Raw genomic sequence first — 16614 nt, forward strand, 5'->3', positions numbered from 1 at the left:
GGGGACCCGCCGCGAAGCGGTGGGGAGGGTGAGGGGTGATCCAAGGAACCATGCAGTTCGGGATTCTTGCCTTGCCCCTCACCCTTCCCATGGCGATGCCATGGGCCCCTTCCCTCTCCCGGGGCGGGAGAGGGAGTAAATTACCGCGTCGCCCGATTGGCCGCGCTCACCAGCGCCCGCAGCGAGGCGGTCACGATGTCGGCGTCGATGCCCACGCCGAACAGCGTCCTGTCGCCGGTCTTCACCTCGACATAGGCGCAGGCCTGGGCGTCCTCGCCGGAGCCGATGGCGTGCTCGCGGTAGTCGACGACGTGCAGGTCGGTGCCGCAGCCCTGGCGCAGGGCGTCCAGGAAGGCGTCGATCGGGCCGTTGCCCTTGCCCTTGGTGGTGATGATCTCACCGTTGCGGCGCATCACCACGCTCATGGCGCGGGCGCCAGAGTTCGGGCCGCGCGGCTCGGTCGAATGCTCGACCAGTTCCAGCGGGGTGTCGGCGTCCAGATACTCGGCCTTGAAGGCGGCGTGAATATCGGCGGGCGACAGTTCCTTGCCGGTCTCGTCGGCGACGCGCTGCACGACCTTGGAGAACTCGATCTGCAGGCGGCGCGGGATCTGCAGGCCGTAATCCTTCTCCAGAATATAGGCGATGCCGCCCTTGCCAGACTGGCTGTTGATGCGGATCACCGCCTCATAGCTGCGGCCCAGATCCTGCGGGTCGATGGGCAGGTACGGAACCTCCCACTTGCCGGTGTTCGACTTGGTCAGCGCCTTCAGCCCCTTGTTGATGGCGTCCTGGTGCGAGCCCGAGAAGGCGGTGAACACCAGTTCGCCGGCATAGGGATGGCGCGGATGGACCGGCAACTGCGTGCAGTATTCCGACACGCGGACGATCTCGTTGATGTCGTCGATGTTCAGCTCCGGGTCGACGCCCTGGGTGAACATGTTCAGCGCCAGCGTGACGACGTCGACGTTGCCGGTGCGCTCGCCGTTGCCGAACAGGGTGCCTTCGACGCGGTCGGCACCGGCCAGCAGGCCCATCTCCGCCGCTGCGACGCCGGTGCCGCGGTCGTTGTGCGGGTGCAGCGAGATAATCGCCGATTCGCGGTTCTTCAGGGTGCGGCAGAACCACTCGATCTGGTCGGCATGCACGTTGGGCATCGACATCTCGACCGTGGCCGGCAGGTTCAGGATGACCTTGTTGGTGGGCGACGCCCCCCAGGTCTCCATCACCGCCTCGCAGATCTCGACCGCGAAGTCCAGCTCGGTGCCGGTGAAGCTTTCCGGCGAATATTGCAGGACGATCTCGGTCTCCGGCGTCTCGGCGGCCAGCTGCTTGATCAGCTTGGTGCCTGCGACGGCGATGTCGATGATGCCCTGGCGGTCCAGCCCGAACACCACGCGGCGCTGCAGCTCGGACGTGGAGTTGTACAGGTGGACGATGGCGCGCTTGGCGCCCTTGATACCCTCGAAGGTGCGGCGGATCAGTTCCTCACGCGACTGGGTCAGCACCTGGATGGTGACGCCGTCGGGGATCTTGCCCTGCTCGATGATCTCGCGGCAGAAGTCGAAATCGGTCTGCGAGGCGGCGGGGAAGCCGACCTCGATCTCCTTGAAGCCCATGCGCAGCAGCAGGTCGAACATCGCGCGCTTGCGGTCCGGCCCCATCGGCTCGATCAGCGCCTGGTTTCCGTCGCGCAGGTCGACCGAGCACCACATCGGCGCCTTGTCCAGGGTGCGCGACGGCCACTGGCGGTCGGTCAGCTTCACCTGCGGGAAGGGGGCGTATTTGGACGGGGACTTCGGCAGGGTCGGGATGTTGGTGGCGGTGCTCATGACGTCGTTCGGCTCCACTGGCGGCCTCGGGCACCGGTTTTCAGTGCGGGCAGGAGGCGGCGGATCGGATTTTGAAAGGCGGAGGGACCGGCGAGGGGTACGGCCGCGGAGCCGCCGGAAGTGGCTCAGCGACCGTCGGTAAGTCGCAGTCCCGGCCCCTGCCGGGCGACGCCGATGCCGGCGCCTTTGCAAACATCGCTCATGGAACAAACACTTCGACCGATGGAAATGGTGTGCGAACGCGACAAACCCGGACGCTTAAAGCGCCGGGCCGAGAAGTCGAAGAAGAGCGTTCTTGCGGTCGATGGTGTTCATGGGGCGCACTGTGCGCAGGTGCGGCATGGCTGTCAAGCCCGGATTGGCGGGAATCGGACTGCGGGATGCACCAACCATTGCCGCCCTCAGCCCCAGATCAGGTGATAGAGCGTGGGCAGCAGCAGCGCCGTCGCCAGCCCGTTCAGACCCATGCCCAGCCCGGCGAAGGCGCCCGCCACCTCGTTGACCTGAAGGGCGCGGGCGGTGCCGATGCCGTGCGCCGCCACCCCCATCCCGAATCCGCGGGCGCGCCAGTCCTTCACCCGGACAAGGTTCAGCACCCAGGTGCCGAGGCTGGCGGCGACGATGCCGGTGATGATGACGAACACCGCGGTCAGCGACGGCAGGCCGCCGATCTGCTCCGACACGCCCATGGCGATGGGGGAGGTGACGGATTTCGGCGCCATCGACAGGATCGTCACCTTGGTGCCGCCGCAGATCCAGACCAGCGCCACCGCACTGAGTGCCGAGGCGGCCGACCCGACCAGCAGCGCCACCATCATTGCCAGGGCCGAACGCCGCACCTCCTGGAACTGGTTGTAGAGCGGGACGGCCAGCGCCACCGTGGCCGGACCCAGCAGGAAATGGACGAACTGCGCGCCGTCGAAATAGGTGCGGTAATCGATGCCCGACAGACTCAGCGTGCCGGCGATCAGGATGACGGCGATCAGCACCGGGTTCAGCACCGGGCGGCGGCCCAGCTTCTCGAACACCCACAGGCCGATCTGATAGGCGACCAGGGTCAGCGTCAGCCCGGCCAGCGGGCTGGCCGACAGATAGACCCAGATCTGGTGGAGATCGGCGCTCATGTCCGGTCTCCCTTCGCCGAATTCCCGGCCGGCTGCTCTTCCTCCAGTCGCGGATCGCTGCGGCTCAACAGGAAGGCCATCACCTTGGCGGTTACCGCAATGCCGAACAGGGTGCTGCCGAACAGGGCGACGATGATCGGCAGCGCCTCCGTCTCCAAGCGGGTGACATGCACCATCACCCCGACGCCGGCCGGCACGAACAGCAGGGACAGGTGACGCAGAAGCCCGCCCGCGGTGTCCTGGATCGCGGCCGGCACGCCGCCGCGCAGCAGCAGGCCGGCGAACAGCAGCAGCATGCCCAGCACCGGGCCGGGGATCGGCAGGTGCAGCAGGCGGGCGGCCAACTCGCCGGCCAATTGGCAGAGCAGCAGGAGCGTCAGGGTTCCGAGCATCGCGGACTCCGATGGAAGGGGCGCTGTGCGTCCCTTCTACCGCAGTTGCGAAGGCGCCGGGCTGCATTCCGCGAATGCGAGCCTCGCGAATCGGCGATGAAGCTGGCTGGAATGCGAAAAGGGAGTTATTGCAGCTTGGTGCGGGCGTGCAGACCGCGGCGGACGACGGATTGAGCCTCCACCGTCACTTCCTTCTTGCCGAACAGGCGCAGGAAGATGGCGTTGACGGTGGCGTGGGCGCTGACCGTCAGCGTGCCGGCCGCCGCATCCTCGGCGATCGTCAGCGGCGACAGGTTCGATCCAAGGAAGCCGTTGGGGAAGGCCTTGTCGAAGAAACTGCGGATGTGGCCATCGCGTTGCGAATCGAACATCACGCGACCGCCGGCCAATGCGGCGGCATCGACGGCCTGCGACAGCCGCGCCTCCACGGCATAGCTGCGCAGGGCATCGACGGTGCAGCCGGCGCCCAAAGCGGTCGGAATGGCGAGGATCAGTGCGACCACCAGAAGCAGGTGGCGGCCCGTCCGCCGGTCTTCGTGCCCGCCATAGGGCAGGGGACGATAGACCAAAGTCATTGCCGGCCTCCTAAGCAATTGCCTATGCAGAAAGGAGTGTTTTCGTTGGATGCATTACTCTTAGCATCATCCGACAAGCAGGCAAACCAGGAAATGCAGCAAAAGCACAGCAAAAATCGCGTCGCAAATTGCTATGTATTTTACGCAAAGGCGGTAACTCGAATTTGCGATGCTGCCCGCAAAGGGTAGAGCCCTCCACAGCGGGGGGAGAGCGTGGTCTCGACTTTGAAAACGCCCCCGAATCGAAATAGAGCCGAGACAAAAGCGGGGCAATCGGCCGTCGATCGAGAGCCGTTAAGGGTTCGTTCGTCCTCTCCGCCGGTAGGCTGGCATCCTGACGTCTTGATCCATGCCGGAGCCGCCAGCGATGCCGTTCTTCCAAATCCCATTCCGCCACCGCTCAGGGGCGCGCCGGCCGGCCCGGCCGCTGCTGGATCATGCCTTGGCGGTCGCTCTGGTGGCGTTGCTGCTGTTCGGGCTGTCGGGGGAGGTGCGCGGCGCGCTGGCCGGCCTCATGACGCAGGTGGAAGGGGCACGGGCGGCGGTCGTGGCGCGCTGAACACGCACGCGGCTTCTCCGTTTCCGTTCTGCCGGCTAGACTCGGCATGCAATGACGGGGAGACGGCCCGATGAAGGGCGGCGTTTGGCGCGTGGTGATGCTTGGACTGGCGGTGGCGGCGGCCGCGCTGGTCTTTCTTGGCGTGGAAATCACGCAGCTGGCGGCCGATAACCGCACCGCCTTCACCCGCGGGCTGGCGATCTGCGGACTGGGCTTGCTGGCGGTCTGGTTCGTCTTCTCCCGCCTGTCGCGCCATTTCCGCGACCTTGATCGTCTGTCGGACTGCCTGTCCGGCGCCCGCAGCCGGGTGGATCTGGAGCCGATCTCCGGCGGACCGGGCGGCGAGCTGGCGCGTCTTGCCGAAGCGGCGAGCCTCGCCCGTGGCGGTGAGCGGGGGCTTGGCGACGGCCCTCTGGGGGGTGGACCGCTTGGGGGTGGACGCGCGGACCGGGCGTTGCGGGCGGTGCTGGCTTTGGCTGACGATCCCCTGCTGGTCCTCGACGAACTCGGGCATGTGGAACAGCTGAACCCCGCTGCCGCAAGGCTGTTGGCGGTGGAGGAGGGGGCCGACATCGGCAAGTCCCTGCTTCGCGACGATCTGGCCCGTGCGATGGAGCGGGCGCGCGGTGGCGGCGCTCCCGTCACCGCCGTGCTGCGCCGGATCGAAGACGGCGAACTGTCGGCACGGATTGCCGATCTGGGTCTGAGCGCCGGGGCGATCCTGTCCTTCCCCGCCCGTGGCATGGCCCATGCCGCCGGACTCAGCGGCAAGCGCACGCTCAGCCTGCGAGTGGCCCATGCCGCCGGCCCGCTCGGTGATGAGGAGCCGCTGGCGGCCTTGCCCTTCGTCGCACTTTGGGTGGCGACGGCGGGGGTGGAGCCGGACAGCGGTCCTGTGATCGCGATAGGCACCGTGCGGCTGGTGGGATCGCGCATCTTCCCCACCGTGTCGCTCGCCCTGCTGATCGACCCCATCGACCCTGTCCCGACCGAGGCGACCGCCCGTCACGGGATCGGCACCGACATGGTGGCGGGCGAGCGCCCGTTCGCCGTGGTGTGGCCGGCGATCCAGGACGCGCTGCACAATTGCATCGCCGTCGGGATCGGCATCGACTCGAGCCTCGCCGCCCTTGCGCGGTCGGCCGCCCAGGCCGGTATCGCCGATCCGGCGCTGCCGCCGTCGCTCGACCTCGGGGCATTGGCGGCGGCGTTGGATCCTGCTTTGGCCGGCGCGTCGCCCGACCGGTTGGCCGAGGCCTTCGGCGTGCCCCGCCACCTGCGCAATGGTTCGCAGGGGGAGGGTTCGCAGGGGGAGGGTCCGCAGGGGGAGGCGCTGTTCCAGGCCGAACTGGCCGTGGCGCTGCTGTCCCGCCTGACGGAGCGCGGGATTCTCACCCAGGGGCAGGCGCGGGCGCTGACTGCCGGCGCAGGCGGACAAATCTCCCCGCAAGTCTCTCCTTAAGCATCTTCCGCCAGCCGGAACCCGCTCACCGACAGCCGGGTCTCCGGCCGCAGATAATGCCGCGTCCAGGGGCCGGCATGGTCGAAGGGCGTCAGACAACTGCCTCCGCGCAGGACCATGCGGTTGGCGGCAAGCCGGCCGTTGACCGCCTCGTCCGGGACGGCCTTTTCCGCGCCGTGGGGCCGGCGGTAGCCGGGGTATGTCAGGAAGGCGTCCCCGGTCCATTCCCACACATCGCCGCACATCTGCCAGGGGCCGGTGCCGTGGCAGGTCCCGGCGCGGGGATGACGGTGGCCGGTGCCCAGCAGGTTGCCCATGCTGTCGCAGCCGGCGGCGACCGCCTCCCACTCCGCCTCCCGCGGCAGGCGCTTGCCGGCCCAGCGGGCGTAGGCGTCGGCCTCGTACCAGCTGACATGGCAAACCGGCTGATCGGGGTCGAGCGGCTGCATGCCGTAAAGGGTGAAGACCTGCCAGCGGGCGCCGGACCCGAAGCCGCCGCGTTCCCAATAGAGCGGGGCGCTCCAGCCTTCGGCGTGCGCGGTCTCCCAGCCGTCGGTCAGCCACAGCGAGCGGTCGCTGTAGCCGCCGGCGTCGATGAAGGATTGGTACTCGCCGCAGGTGACCGGGCGGGATGCCAGCCGGTAGGGGTCCAGCCAGACGCGGTGGCGCGGGCTTTCATGGTCGAAACCGGGCAGCGGCGTCGGCCTGCCGACCTCGACGAGGCCGCCGGGCTGCTCCAGCCAACCATCGGGCGGGGCGCCGAGATGCGGGTGGTCCGGCGCCTCTTCATAGGCCGGGCGCAGCGGGTTGCACCACAGGGCGTGCTTGATGTGCAGCAGCATCCGCTCCTGGTGGCGCCGTTCATGGGCAATGGCCATCATCAGCGCCGATTCGGCGGCCTCCCAAAGCGACTCGTCCAGCGCATCGATCAAATGCAGCACCGCGCCGTTGATCTGGTCGCGGTGGCGCATGATCTCGGCCGCCGTCGGACGCGACAGCACGCGGGGAGGCGCAGGGCCGCCGTCGGTGCGGGCGGCGAACAGGTCGAGGAAGGCCGGGTCGGCCGGCCGGTAGCCGGGGCTGAAGGGGATCAGCACCGCGACCTCGAACAGCCAGCTGGTGTGGGCGAGGTGCCATTTCGCCGGCGCGCCGTCGGCCACCGTCTGCACCATCAGGTCTTCCGGCGACAGGGTGGCGACCAGCTCGGCGGTGCGGGCGCGCGCCTTCTGGAAGCGGGTGGCCAGCGCTTGCCGGCGCTCAGCGGCGGACAATGCGGCTGACGGTGCGGTGGGTGGCTCGGCGATCGGGCTGGGATGGGTGTCGGGCACGGGCGGTCCCTCTGAAATCCAGAGCTTTTCGGAGAGTGTCCACCCGGAGCGCCCCTTTTGGAATGCATGCATCCGTGGTGTGGCAGTCACCGCAAATAGTGGCTGTGACCGGATGCCGCACCGGCAAGGGCGCGGAAGATGTGGGAAGGATGCGCTCAAAAACGAAAAGGCCGCCAGAAAGGCGGCCTTGTTCATTCGAAGCACAGCTCAGTGTCGGACAAGCCTTACTTGATCTTGGCTTCCTTGAACTCGACGTGCTTGCGCGCCACCGGGTCGTACTTGCGGAACGACAGCTTCTCGGTGGTCTTCTTCGGGTTCTTCTTCTTGACGTAGAAGAAACCGGTGTCTGCCGTGCTCACCAGCTTGATGAGGACGGTGTTCTGCTTGGCCATGATCTCGATCCCGACAAAAAATCCGTGCCCCGCCGGCCCGGCGGGGGCGGCGTCGTAGCGGCGGAAAATACCGTCTGACGCCGCAATGTCAAGCGTTATGGGCGGTGAAATCGGCGTCCGACGGCAATTGCCACAGCGCCGCCGCCCCGCCGCCGCCCTCCGGCCCGCTCAGCGCTCCGCCACGGTGTTGACCACCGCGGAGGCGACCGCCCGCTGGTACAGCGCCGGTTCGGCCAGCAGCCGCATGGCGACCTGCAGGTCCAGTTCCGGCTCGTGCTCCTTCCACGGGCAGGCTTCGCGCAGGGCGTTCAGCGCATGCTCGTCGTCGGCCGCCTTGGACCGCCAGCTGGCGATCTGGGCCGGGCGCAGCCGCCCTTCGCGCAGGTCGGACAGCAGCGCCTCCGGATCGGTCTGGCCGGCCCGGCTGGTGCAGACGGTGGGCTGCACGCCCTGGCGATGCAGGGTGTAGCCGGCCGGCGTGTAGATGCGGCTCCAGGTCAGGAACAGCTCGCCGTCGTTGGGGAGGCGGTTGACCGTCTGGACGCTGCCCTTGCCGTAGCTGGACGCCCCCACCACCACCGCGCGGCCGGAGTCCTGCAGTGCGGACGCCACCACCTCGGCCGACGAGGCGGACCGGCCGTCGACCAGAACCACCAGCGGCAGCCCGTCGAGCAGGTCGTCGGGGTTGGCGTCGAAGCGCTGGCGGCTTTCGGGATTGCGTCCTTCGGTGGAGATGATCCGGCCGCGGCGAATGAACAGGTCGGCGACCGCGACCGCCTGGTCGAGCAGCCCGCCCGGATTGCCGCGCAGGTCCAGAACCATGCCCTGCAATGTCGGGCCGGCCGCCTGCCGGATGGAGGTCACCGCCGACCGCAGGCTGGAGGCCGTGGTGGCGTTGAAGCGGTCGAGCTTGACGATGCCGACGTCGCCGGACAGCGAATAGGTGACGGTGTTCGGCACCACCCGTTCGCGGCGCAGGGGCAGCCGGCGAGGAGCGCCGCCGTCGCGGGCGACGGTGAGGGTGAGCAGGGTTCCGGTGGGGCCGCGCAGACGCTCGCGCATGTCCGCCGCGGTCATCCGCGTCGTCAGGTCGCCGTCGATCGCCAGCAGCAGGTCGCCGCCGACGATGCCGGCGCGCTCGGCCGGGCTGTGCGGCATGACGTCATGCACCATGACGCGGCCATTGGTGGCGCTGTCCAGCGAAATTCCGACGCCGCCGTAGCCTTCGCGCTGGGCGCGCTCGTTGCTGGCGCGCTGGACGCCGGTATAGCGGGAATAGCCGTCGAGGTCGGCGGTGACGCCGTCGAAGACGACCTGATACAGCCGTTCCGGCGTCGCCTTCGCCAGGATCGGCGACTGGCTGCGGGCGCGGTCGATGATGCGGGTGGTCAGAACCGCCCAGCCGGCGGCATCGCGGTCCGCCGCGGCACCATACTCCGCCGCCAGCGCGCCCGACACGTACAGGCGTACGGTGTTGCCGGTCTGCTCCACCGTCACCGACGGATCGATGGTGCTCAGGCCCTTCATCCCGTCCATCCCCAGACGGTCGAAGGAAACCGGGTCCAGATAGACCTCGGCGATCTTGCCGAATCCGACGGTGAAGACCTGTTCCGTCACCGGGGGCGGTGGTGCTGCGATCGCGACCTGCGGCGGACCGGCGAAGGCGGTGGTGGCGAAAAGGGCGGCTGCGGGAAGCTGGAACGCCAGATGGCGGAGCGAACGGCTCAGGCGGCGCGCCGCGTTCGACATCGCGGAAACTCGAAAAGGCAGAACGCGGAGCGGTGCATCCTGATCGCACACGCCGTGATCGCACAGGTTGTGATCGAACTGGGCCATGGGGCGAACCGCGGCCTCCCTTTCCTGCAGCCGGACCGGACGAGGATGTTGCCGATCCCGGATGGGTGATAGATACACCTTCGTTCAGGAGGCCGGGCGGGACAAAATTGCGGGCCGCACCACAATGTCGCGGATTGTCCGATTCTGTGTCGTCAAGGTCACGCTGGTATGGTGGGGATGTGGCCAAAGCTTGGCTGGGCCACGATTCGGCCACATTGCTTAAGCGTTGCCATTGTGCAACGGTGCCGACGGCTTCCGAGTCGTCACATCGAGTCGGCCAGCCGGAAGTGCGTGCTGCCACTGACCGGATCTGCTTCCACCAGCACCACCTTGACCGGGTTGCTGAGGCGGTACGTCCGCCCCGTACGCTGCCCGACCAGCGCGTGTGCGGCCTCGTCGTGATCGTACCTGTCGTCGGGCAGGCTGCTGGCCGGGATCAGGCCGTCGGCGCCGCTTTCGTCCAGCCGAACGAACAGCCCGAAGCGGCTGACGCCGGAGATGCGGCCGCTGAAGTGTTCCCCCACCCGGTCGGCCAGGAAGGCGGCGGTGTAGCGATCCACCGCATCGCGCTCCGCCACCGCGGCGCGGCGTTCGGTGCCGGACAGATGCTCGCCGATCTCCGCCAGCCGTCCCAGCGTCTCGTCGTCCAGCCCGCCGACGCCCAGCCCCAGCGTGCGGATCAGCGCCCGGTGGACGATCAGGTCGGCATAGCGGCGGATCGGCGAGGTGAAATGGGCGTAGCGGTGCAGAGCCAGCCCGAAATGGCCGATGTTGTCCGGACTGTAGGCGGCCTGGGCCTGGGCGCGCAGGATCACCTCGCTGACCAGCGGCGCGTGCGAGGTGCCCTCCACCTTGTGCAGGATGCGGGTGAAGTGGCTGGGCGTCAGGTCGGCGCTCTTGCCCAGCGGATGGCCGATCTCCGCCAGAAAGCCGCGCAGCGCTTCCATCTTGTCCATGGAGGGACGGTCGTGGATGCGATAGAGGCCGGGCATGGTGCGCCGTTCCAGCACCTCCGCCGCCGCGACGTTGGCGGCGATCATGAACTCCTCGATCAGCCGGTGGCTGTCGCGCCGTTCGCGCCGGGCGATTTCGGCGACCCTGCCGCGCTCGTCGATCAGCACCCTGCGTTCGGGCAGGTCCAACTCCAGCGTGCCGCGATTGGCGCGGGCGGCGGCCAGTCGGGCGTACGCGCCGAACAGCAGGGCAATCACGCCGTCGGCCAGCGGCGCCGTTTCCTCGTCCGGCCGGCCATCGTGGCAATCCTGCACCTGTTCATAGGTCAGTCGCGCCGCCGACCGCATGAGTCCGCGGACCAGCCGATGCCGGATCAGCACACCGTTGCGGTCGATCCACAGGTGGAAGGCCAGACAGGCGCGATCCTCCCCCGGCCGGAGCGAACACAGGCCGTTCGACAGCGCTTCCGGCAGCATCGGCACGACGCGGTCGGGAAAGTACACCGAGTTGCCGCGCTCGTACGCCGTCCGGTCCAGCGCCGATCCGGGGCGTACGTAATAGGACACGTCGGCGATGGCGACGATCAGGTGCCAGCCTTCCGGGTTCTCCGGGTCGCTGTCCGGCTCCGCCCACACCGCGTCGTCGAAGTCGCGGGCGTCGGCGCCGTCGATGGTGACCAGCGGGATGTCGCGCAGATCCTCCCGCTGCATCAGCGCCGGCACCGCCGCCAGTTCCGCCTCGCGCAAGGCCGCATGCGGGAAGGCGGTGGGGATGCCGTGGGCATGGATGGCGATCAGGCTGAAGGCGCGCGGCTCGTCGGTGGAGCCGAGACGCTCCACCACACGGGCCTGCGGCTGGCCTGCACGCCCGGCCGGCAGGATGTCGGCGAAGACGAGATCACCCGCTTCGGCCTCGCCGCGATTGGGCGGCAGCACCAGGAACTCGGTCTTGTGGCGGCGGTCGGTCGGGTGGATGCGCCCGCCATCGGCGCTTGGCCGGTAGACGCCGAGGATGCGGCCCTCGCGCTCCCCGTCAATGCGGCGGATGACGCGGGCCTCGTACAGGCGGTCGTTGATGCGGGCGAGCTTCGCCAGCAGCGTGTCGCCGACCGCCAGCGGCTTGTCCTCCCCCCGCGATCTTTTTTCCGGCAGCAGGAAGATGCGCGGCGGGTCGCCCTCGCCGGTCCAGGTCAGCGGGCGGGCCGACAACTCGCCCTCCGCATCGGCGCCGGTGACCAGCAGCACGGCGACGGCGGGCAGGGACTGCGGCGGGGCCATGCGCTTGTTGCGGCCACGCTCCACCGCTCCGTCCGCCTCCAGTTCGCGCAGCAGATCCTTCAGCATTTCGCGGTCGGCCGATCCGGACAGCTTGAAGGCGCGGGCGATCTCGCGCTTGCCGACCGGGGTGGTGCTGGACCGGATGAAGGCGAGGATGGTGTCCTTGCTGGGGAATTGGCTGTCGGTCACTGGGCGGGCAGTCCGTCGGTTCTTGTCGCTGGTACGGCTATATAGGGATCAATCGCCATCAGGGCTCGTCGCCCACGGTCTGCCTGCCATCGCGCGGATGGCGTCGCTGCGCTCCAGCGCCTCGCGGAAGCCGGCGAGGGGGAAGCGCACCTCCGTCTTCTCCCCGGCCGGCGACTGGCCGACGATGGACACTTCCGGCGCCGGAGTCATCTTCTCCACCATGCGGCGGTTGATGTCGGGATCGGTCACGGCGCAGGTGTTGGTCTCGAACCGGTAGGGCTTGCAGGGGGAGTCGGGCTTGAACACCGCCCGGTCGGCCCAGACCCGCACCAGCTTGTCGAGGTCCAGCGATTCGGCATTCACGCGAAAGCGCAGCCCCTCGCGCCATTTGTCGGTCGAGCGCAGCCAGACCAGCCGGGCGGTGCGGTCGTTGGTGCCGCGGGCGGTCAGTTCGCACTCCACCTGCCGCGTACCGGTCCAGAGCTGGCAGTAGAGCTTCCAAGACTTGAAGGTCTCGTCGAACTCCTGAAAGGGCTTGTCGGCCGCCGAAGCCGCCGGGGCAGTGCCAGGGGCGATGATCGCCAGCATCGCCAGGGCGAGGATCAGGCGCTGTCCGTGGCGGGGGACGGGCATGGGGCGATCACTCCCGCCGTTCCGCCCGGCGGCGCAGCAGGTGGTCGGCCAGCACGCAGGCCATCATCGCCTCGCCCACCGGGACGGCGCGGATGCCGACGCAGGGGTCGTGGCGCCCCTTGGTCAGGATGTCGGTGTCGTTGCCGGCGGTGTCGACCGTCTGGCGCGGCGTCAGGATAGAGCTGGTCGGCTTCACCGCGAAGCGCACGACGATGTCCTGTCCGGTGGAGATGCCACCCAGGATGCCGCCGGCATTGTTGGACAGGAACTGCGGCTGGCCGTCGGCGTCCATGCGCATTTCGTCGGCGTTCAGCTCGCCGGTCAGTTCCGCGGCGGCGAAGCCGTTGCCGATCTCGACACCCTTCACCGCGTTGATGGTCATCATCGCGCAGGCGAGGTCGCTGTCCAGCTTGTCATAGAGCGGGTCGCCCAGCCCCACCGGCACGCCGGACGCCACCAGTTCCACCACGGCACCGACGGAGGAGCCGCTCTTGCGGATGCCGTCGAGATACTCGGCCCACTGGGTGGCGGCGACCGGGTCGGGGCAGAAGAAGGGGTTGTTGTCGATCTCCGCCCAGTCCCAGCGGCTGCGGTCGATCTTGTGCGGGCCGATCTGCACCAGGGCGCCGCGAACCTGGATGGCGGAGCCCAGCACCTTGCGCGCCACCGCGCCGGCGGCGACCCGGCAGGCGGTTTCCCGCGCCGAGGAGCGTCCGCCGCCGCGGTAATCGCGGATGCCGTACTTTTGCCAATAGGTGTAGTCGGCGTGGCCGGGGCGGAATTTGCCGGCGATGTCGCTGTAGTCCTTGGAACGCTGGTCGGTGTTCTCGATCAGCAGCGAGATCGGCGTACCGGTCGTCTTGCCCTCGAACACGCCGGACAGGATCTTCACCTGATCGGGTTCCTGGCGCTGGGTGGTGTAGCGCGACTGGCCGGGCCGGCGCTTGTCCATCCAGGGCTGGATGTCCGTTTCCGCCACGAGGTCGATCAGCGACGGGCAGCCGTCCACGACGACGCCGATGGCCGGACCGTGGCTCTCGCCCCAGGTGGTGAAGCGGAAAAGCGTGCCGAAGCTGTTGCCGGCCATGGTGACATCCTCCCGAAACGAACCCGCGCCTAGCGACTTCACAGCTGTGAAAACGCGCGCGTTTCTTGCGGCCTTTCGGCGGCAAGGTCAAGGAAGCGATGAACCGATTTTTTAAGGAAGTTTTTAAAGAGGGGGATGGTGCTGCCAGAGAGGATTGAACTCTCGACCTCTCCCTTACCAAGGGAGTGCTCTACCACTGAGCTACGGCAGCGCCGGATACGAACGCCTGATGACAGGATCGGAGGAATGGTGCTGCCAGAGAGGATTGAACTCTCGACCTCTCCCTTACCAAGGGAGTGCTCTACCACTGAGCTACGGCAGCCCCGATAACCGATCATCGCCGGGGCGATGCGTCCGGGTGAGGCGTCCAGGCTTGGCCGCCCCCCGAAGTGGCGCGGGTTATGCCACAGGCCTTTGGGGGATGCAAGCGCTTAAAATCACTCCGCGACCCACTTTTTTTCGCGACCGGAATAAAGCCCCGGATCACGCCTGCGTCGCAGCGGACGGAAGCACCGCTTCGGCGCGGAAATCGGGCACGATGGTGCCCAGGATCGACAGAACCCGCTCGCCGTCTCCGGCCCGTGCTGCCGCCTCCAACTCACCCACCGCGCGGTTGATCAGCGCATAGTCGATCAGCCGGGGAGAGGCGAGGAAGACGCCGTCAGCCTCGGTGCGGCTCGGCGCCTCCGCCGCGGTCAGGATTTCCTCGAACAGCTTCTCGCCGGGGCGCAGGCCGGTATAGGCGATCTCGATGTCGACGCCGGGCCGGTAGCCGGCCAGCCGGATCATCTGGCGGGCGAGATCGGCGATCTTCACCGGCTCGCCCATGTCCAGCACCAGGATCTTGCCGCGGTCCTCCGCGCGGGTGGCGCCGTGGGCGGAGGCCTGCAGAACCAGTTCCACCGCCTCGCGCACCGTCATGAAATAGCGGCGCATGTCGGGGTGGGTGACGGTCAGCGGCCCGCCCTGCGCCAACTGGCGGGTGAACAGCGGCACGACCGAGCCGGAGGAGCCCAGCACATTGCCGAAGCGCACGGTCATGTAGCGGGTGGCCTGTTCCGTCGCGTCGCGCGGCGGCAGGACGTCCAGCGCCTGGCAGTAGGTCTCGGCGAAGCGCTTGGCGGCCCCCATGACGCTGGTCGGGCGGATCGCCTTGTCGGTGGAGATCAGCACCATGGCGAGGCAGCCGGCGGCGCGCGCGGCGTCCGCCACGTTGCGGGTGCCGATGACGTTGGTCAGCGCGCCCTCGCACGGGTTGGCCTCCACCAGCGGCACATGCTTCAGTGCTGCGGCGTGGAAGACCAGGGCCGGGCGCTCGTCCTGGAACAGGCGCATGATGCGGTCGCGGTCTCGCACGTCGGCGATCACCGCGCGGGTGTCGAGGCCGGGGAACTTCTCCCGCACCTCCATCTCGATGCTGTAGAGGTTGAACTCCCCGGCATCGAGCAGGATCAGCCGCTCCGGCCCCAGCGTGGCGATCTGGCGGACCAACTCGCTGCCGATGGTGCCGCCGGCACCGGTGACGATCACCCGCCGCCCACCGATCAGCCCGGAGATGGCGCCGCGATCGAGCACCGCCTGCGGCCGGCCCAGCAGATCCTCCAGCGCGATCGGCCGCACCTCCACGCCCTTGCCTTCGCCGAGCGCCGACTTGAACTCGGTCAGGCTCGGCAGGCGCGACAGGACCAGACCCAGCGCCTCCGCCCGGTCGAGCAGGCTGCGCAGGGTCGATCCCTTCAACTCGGCATTGCCCTTGGTGATGATCAGCCGCTGCGGCCGTTCGCCCTTGCGTTCCAGTGTGCGGACCACCTGCTCCAGATCGTCCGGGCCACCCAGGACCGGCACGCCGCGCACGGCATGGCCGATGCGCCGGCCCTTGTCGTCCAGGATGCCGACGACGCGATAGGCCGACTGGCCCGGCTGGTCGAGCGAGCGGATGAACAGCTCCGCCGCGTCGCCGACGCCCAGCAGCAGGACGGGGATGCGCGGCACCCCCTCCACCGCCTCGGCCCAGCTGAAACGGCGGTCCTTCATGAAGCGGTAGGCGAAGCGCGGCCCGCCGAGCAGAAGCATCTGCACCAGCCACAGGATCGGCGGCAGGGAGCGCGGCAGGAGTTCGGCGCGCGTCAGCAGGAACATCGCCAGGACGAAACACAGCACCGCCACGGTGACGGCGCGTACCACCTGTATCAGGTCGGGAATGGAGGCGTAGCGCCAGATGCCGCGGTACAGGCCGAACAGCACGAAAACGGCTGCCGAAATGCCGACCAGCGTCGGCAGCGCGATGACCAGCGCATCGAAATATAGACCGAAGGCGGAGCCGCCCACCCGCAGGTACAGGGCGACGACCAGGGCCACTCCGGTCATCACCAGATCATGCAGGAAAACCAGGGATGCCCGTGCGGACGGGATACGCATGCCGCTAAACCTTGTTCATTCGTTCGGCCTTGAGAACCGGGGGCCGAAGCCGGCCATCGCCGATTCGGCCGGGTAATCAGCCGCGGGAAGCTTTGAACCATTCCGCGGTGGCGCGCAACCCGGACGCAAGGTCATGGGGCGGGCGCCAGCCGAGCCTTTCACGGATGGGACCGTCATCCACCGTCAGCGTGCCGGCCAGCCGGTCGAACACCGCGCGCGTGCCGGTCAGCGCCGCCCCCAGCGCCATCAGGCCGCGCGGCACCGGGACGAGCCGCGCCGGCCGGCCCAGCGCCGCGGCGATGGCGCGCACCAGATCGGCGGTCGAAACCGGCGCGCCATCCTGGACCAGGAAGGTCCCGCCGGCGGCATCCCGATGCTCCAGCACCGTCACCACCGCGTCGGCGAGGTTGCCGACATAGATCAGGCTCCGCCGGTTGTGGATGCCGCCGAGCGGCAGCGGCAGGCCGGTCGCCACCAGCTTCACCAGCGCACGCATGTTGCCGGCGGCGCCGGGTCCATAGACCAGCGGCGGGGGGGGCACCCCCCCCTCCCTGCC

The 16614-nt window shown here is 68.6% G+C and carries 13 protein-coding genes, 2 tRNA genes and 1 pseudogene; 2 read left to right on the top strand and 14 right to left on the bottom strand.

Annotated features, from left to right (window positions below):
- Positions 1 to 140: 140 nt before the first annotated feature.
- From leuA to TSO5_RS21740, 4 genes are all read right to left on the bottom strand, one after another.
- Positions 141 to 1805, bottom strand: a complete 1665-nt coding sequence (leuA, locus tag TSO5_RS21725; RefSeq protein ID WP_199230974.1) for a 2-isopropylmalate synthase — start codon at positions 1803 to 1805, stop codon at positions 141 to 143.
- 428 nt (positions 1806 to 2233) lie between these two features.
- Entirely contained in the window at positions 2234 to 2956 is a 723-nt protein-coding gene (locus TSO5_RS21730; protein ID WP_109153537.1) for an LrgB family protein, read from the bottom strand.
- Positions 2953 to 3348, bottom strand: coding sequence for a CidA/LrgA family protein (locus TSO5_RS21735; RefSeq protein ID WP_109153539.1), 396 nt, complete (start codon positions 3346 to 3348; stop codon positions 2953 to 2955). Before TSO5_RS21735 ends, TSO5_RS21730 begins: the two co-directional genes overlap by 4 nt.
- A gap of 125 nt (positions 3349 to 3473) precedes the next feature.
- Complete coding sequence (locus TSO5_RS21740) at positions 3474 to 3923, bottom strand: YceI family protein (RefSeq protein WP_109074054.1); 450 nt, start codon at positions 3921 to 3923, stop codon at positions 3474 to 3476.
- A gap of 367 nt (positions 3924 to 4290) precedes the next feature.
- On the opposite strand from TSO5_RS21740, the gene TSO5_RS21745 reads away from it, so the two are divergent.
- Both TSO5_RS21745 and TSO5_RS21750 read left to right on the top strand, forming a co-directional pair.
- Positions 4291 to 4482: a hypothetical protein gene (locus tag TSO5_RS21745; protein ID WP_109153541.1), complete on the top strand. Its 192-nt coding sequence runs from the start codon at positions 4291 to 4293 to the stop codon at positions 4480 to 4482.
- 70 nt (positions 4483 to 4552) lie between these two features.
- Entirely contained in the window at positions 4553 to 5944 is a 1392-nt protein-coding gene (locus tag TSO5_RS21750; protein ID WP_109153543.1) for a PAS domain-containing protein, read from the top strand.
- Here TSO5_RS21750 and egtB read toward each other — a convergent pair.
- The 10 genes and pseudogenes from egtB to TSO5_RS21800 form a co-directional block, all read right to left on the bottom strand.
- Positions 5941 to 7272 carry an ergothioneine biosynthesis protein EgtB gene (gene egtB, locus TSO5_RS21755; RefSeq protein ID WP_247870878.1) on the bottom strand — a complete coding sequence of 444 codons (1332 nt, stop codon included), beginning with the start codon at positions 7270 to 7272 and terminating at the stop codon, positions 5941 to 5943. The two genes, TSO5_RS21750 and egtB, sit on opposite strands and share 4 nt — an antisense overlap.
- Before the next feature lie 224 nt (positions 7273 to 7496).
- Positions 7497 to 7664, bottom strand: coding sequence for a 50S ribosomal protein L33 (gene rpmG, locus TSO5_RS21760; protein WP_012974790.1), 168 nt, complete (start codon positions 7662 to 7664; stop codon positions 7497 to 7499).
- Positions 7665 to 7832: 168 nt separating this feature from the next.
- Positions 7833 to 9500, bottom strand: a complete 1668-nt coding sequence (locus TSO5_RS21765; RefSeq protein ID WP_247870879.1) for a S41 family peptidase — start codon at positions 9498 to 9500, stop codon at positions 7833 to 7835.
- Between the two features lie 263 nt (positions 9501 to 9763).
- Positions 9764 to 11920: a ribonuclease R gene (gene rnr, locus TSO5_RS21770; RefSeq protein ID WP_109153547.1), complete on the bottom strand. Its 2157-nt coding sequence runs from the start codon at positions 11918 to 11920 to the stop codon at positions 9764 to 9766.
- A gap of 48 nt (positions 11921 to 11968) precedes the next feature.
- The gene (locus TSO5_RS21775) at positions 11969 to 12553 is read right to left on the bottom strand and encodes a hypothetical protein (protein ID WP_109153548.1); all 585 of its coding nucleotides are present in this window, start codon (positions 12551 to 12553) and stop codon (positions 11969 to 11971) included.
- 7 nt (positions 12554 to 12560) lie between these two features.
- Positions 12561 to 13640, bottom strand: a complete 1080-nt coding sequence (aroC, locus tag TSO5_RS21780; protein ID WP_109153550.1) for a chorismate synthase — start codon at positions 13638 to 13640, stop codon at positions 12561 to 12563.
- A gap of 136 nt (positions 13641 to 13776) precedes the next feature.
- Positions 13777 to 13851 (bottom strand) — tRNA-Thr (locus tag TSO5_RS21785).
- Between the two features lie 36 nt (positions 13852 to 13887).
- Positions 13888 to 13962 (bottom strand) — tRNA-Thr (locus tag TSO5_RS21790).
- A 161-nt stretch (positions 13963 to 14123) separates the two neighbouring features.
- Complete coding sequence (locus tag TSO5_RS21795; RefSeq protein ID WP_109153551.1) at positions 14124 to 16058, bottom strand: nucleoside-diphosphate sugar epimerase/dehydratase; 1935 nt, start codon at positions 16056 to 16058, stop codon at positions 14124 to 14126.
- 76 nt (positions 16059 to 16134) lie between these two features.
- Positions 16135 to 16614 (bottom strand): annotated as a pseudogene (locus TSO5_RS21800) (NAD-dependent dehydratase); the annotation flags it as partial.

This window comes from Azospirillum sp. TSO5 (assembly GCF_003116065.1).
GTDB lineage: Bacteria > Pseudomonadota > Alphaproteobacteria > Azospirillales > Azospirillaceae > Azospirillum.

Excerpts from the sequence above, each read along its gene's own strand:
- TSO5_RS21730 (WP_109153537.1), bottom strand. The coding sequence starts at position 2,956 with ATGAGCGCCGATCTCCACCAGATCTGGGTCTATCTGTCGGCCAGCCCG.
- TSO5_RS21735 (WP_109153539.1), bottom strand. The coding sequence starts at position 3,348 with ATGCTCGGAACCCTGACGCTCCTGCTGCTCTGCCAATTGGCCGGCGAG.
- TSO5_RS21740 (WP_109074054.1), bottom strand. The coding sequence starts at position 3,923 with ATGACTTTGGTCTATCGTCCCCTGCCCTATGGCGGGCACGAAGACCGG.
- TSO5_RS21745 (WP_109153541.1), top strand. The coding sequence starts at position 4,291 with ATGCCGTTCTTCCAAATCCCATTCCGCCACCGCTCAGGGGCGCGCCGG.
- TSO5_RS21750 (WP_109153543.1), top strand. The coding sequence starts at position 4,553 with ATGAAGGGCGGCGTTTGGCGCGTGGTGATGCTTGGACTGGCGGTGGCG.
- rpmG (WP_012974790.1), bottom strand. The coding sequence starts at position 7,664 with ATGGCCAAGCAGAACACCGTCCTCATCAAGCTGGTGAGCACGGCAGAC.
- TSO5_RS21765 (WP_247870879.1), bottom strand. The coding sequence starts at position 9,500 with ATGGCCCAGTTCGATCACAACCTGTGCGATCACGGCGTGTGCGATCAG.
- TSO5_RS21775 (WP_109153548.1), bottom strand. The coding sequence starts at position 12,553 with ATGCCCGTCCCCCGCCACGGACAGCGCCTGATCCTCGCCCTGGCGATG.
- aroC (WP_109153550.1), bottom strand. The coding sequence starts at position 13,640 with ATGGCCGGCAACAGCTTCGGCACGCTTTTCCGCTTCACCACCTGGGGC.
- TSO5_RS21795 (WP_109153551.1), bottom strand. The coding sequence starts at position 16,058 with ATGCGTATCCCGTCCGCACGGGCATCCCTGGTTTTCCTGCATGATCTG.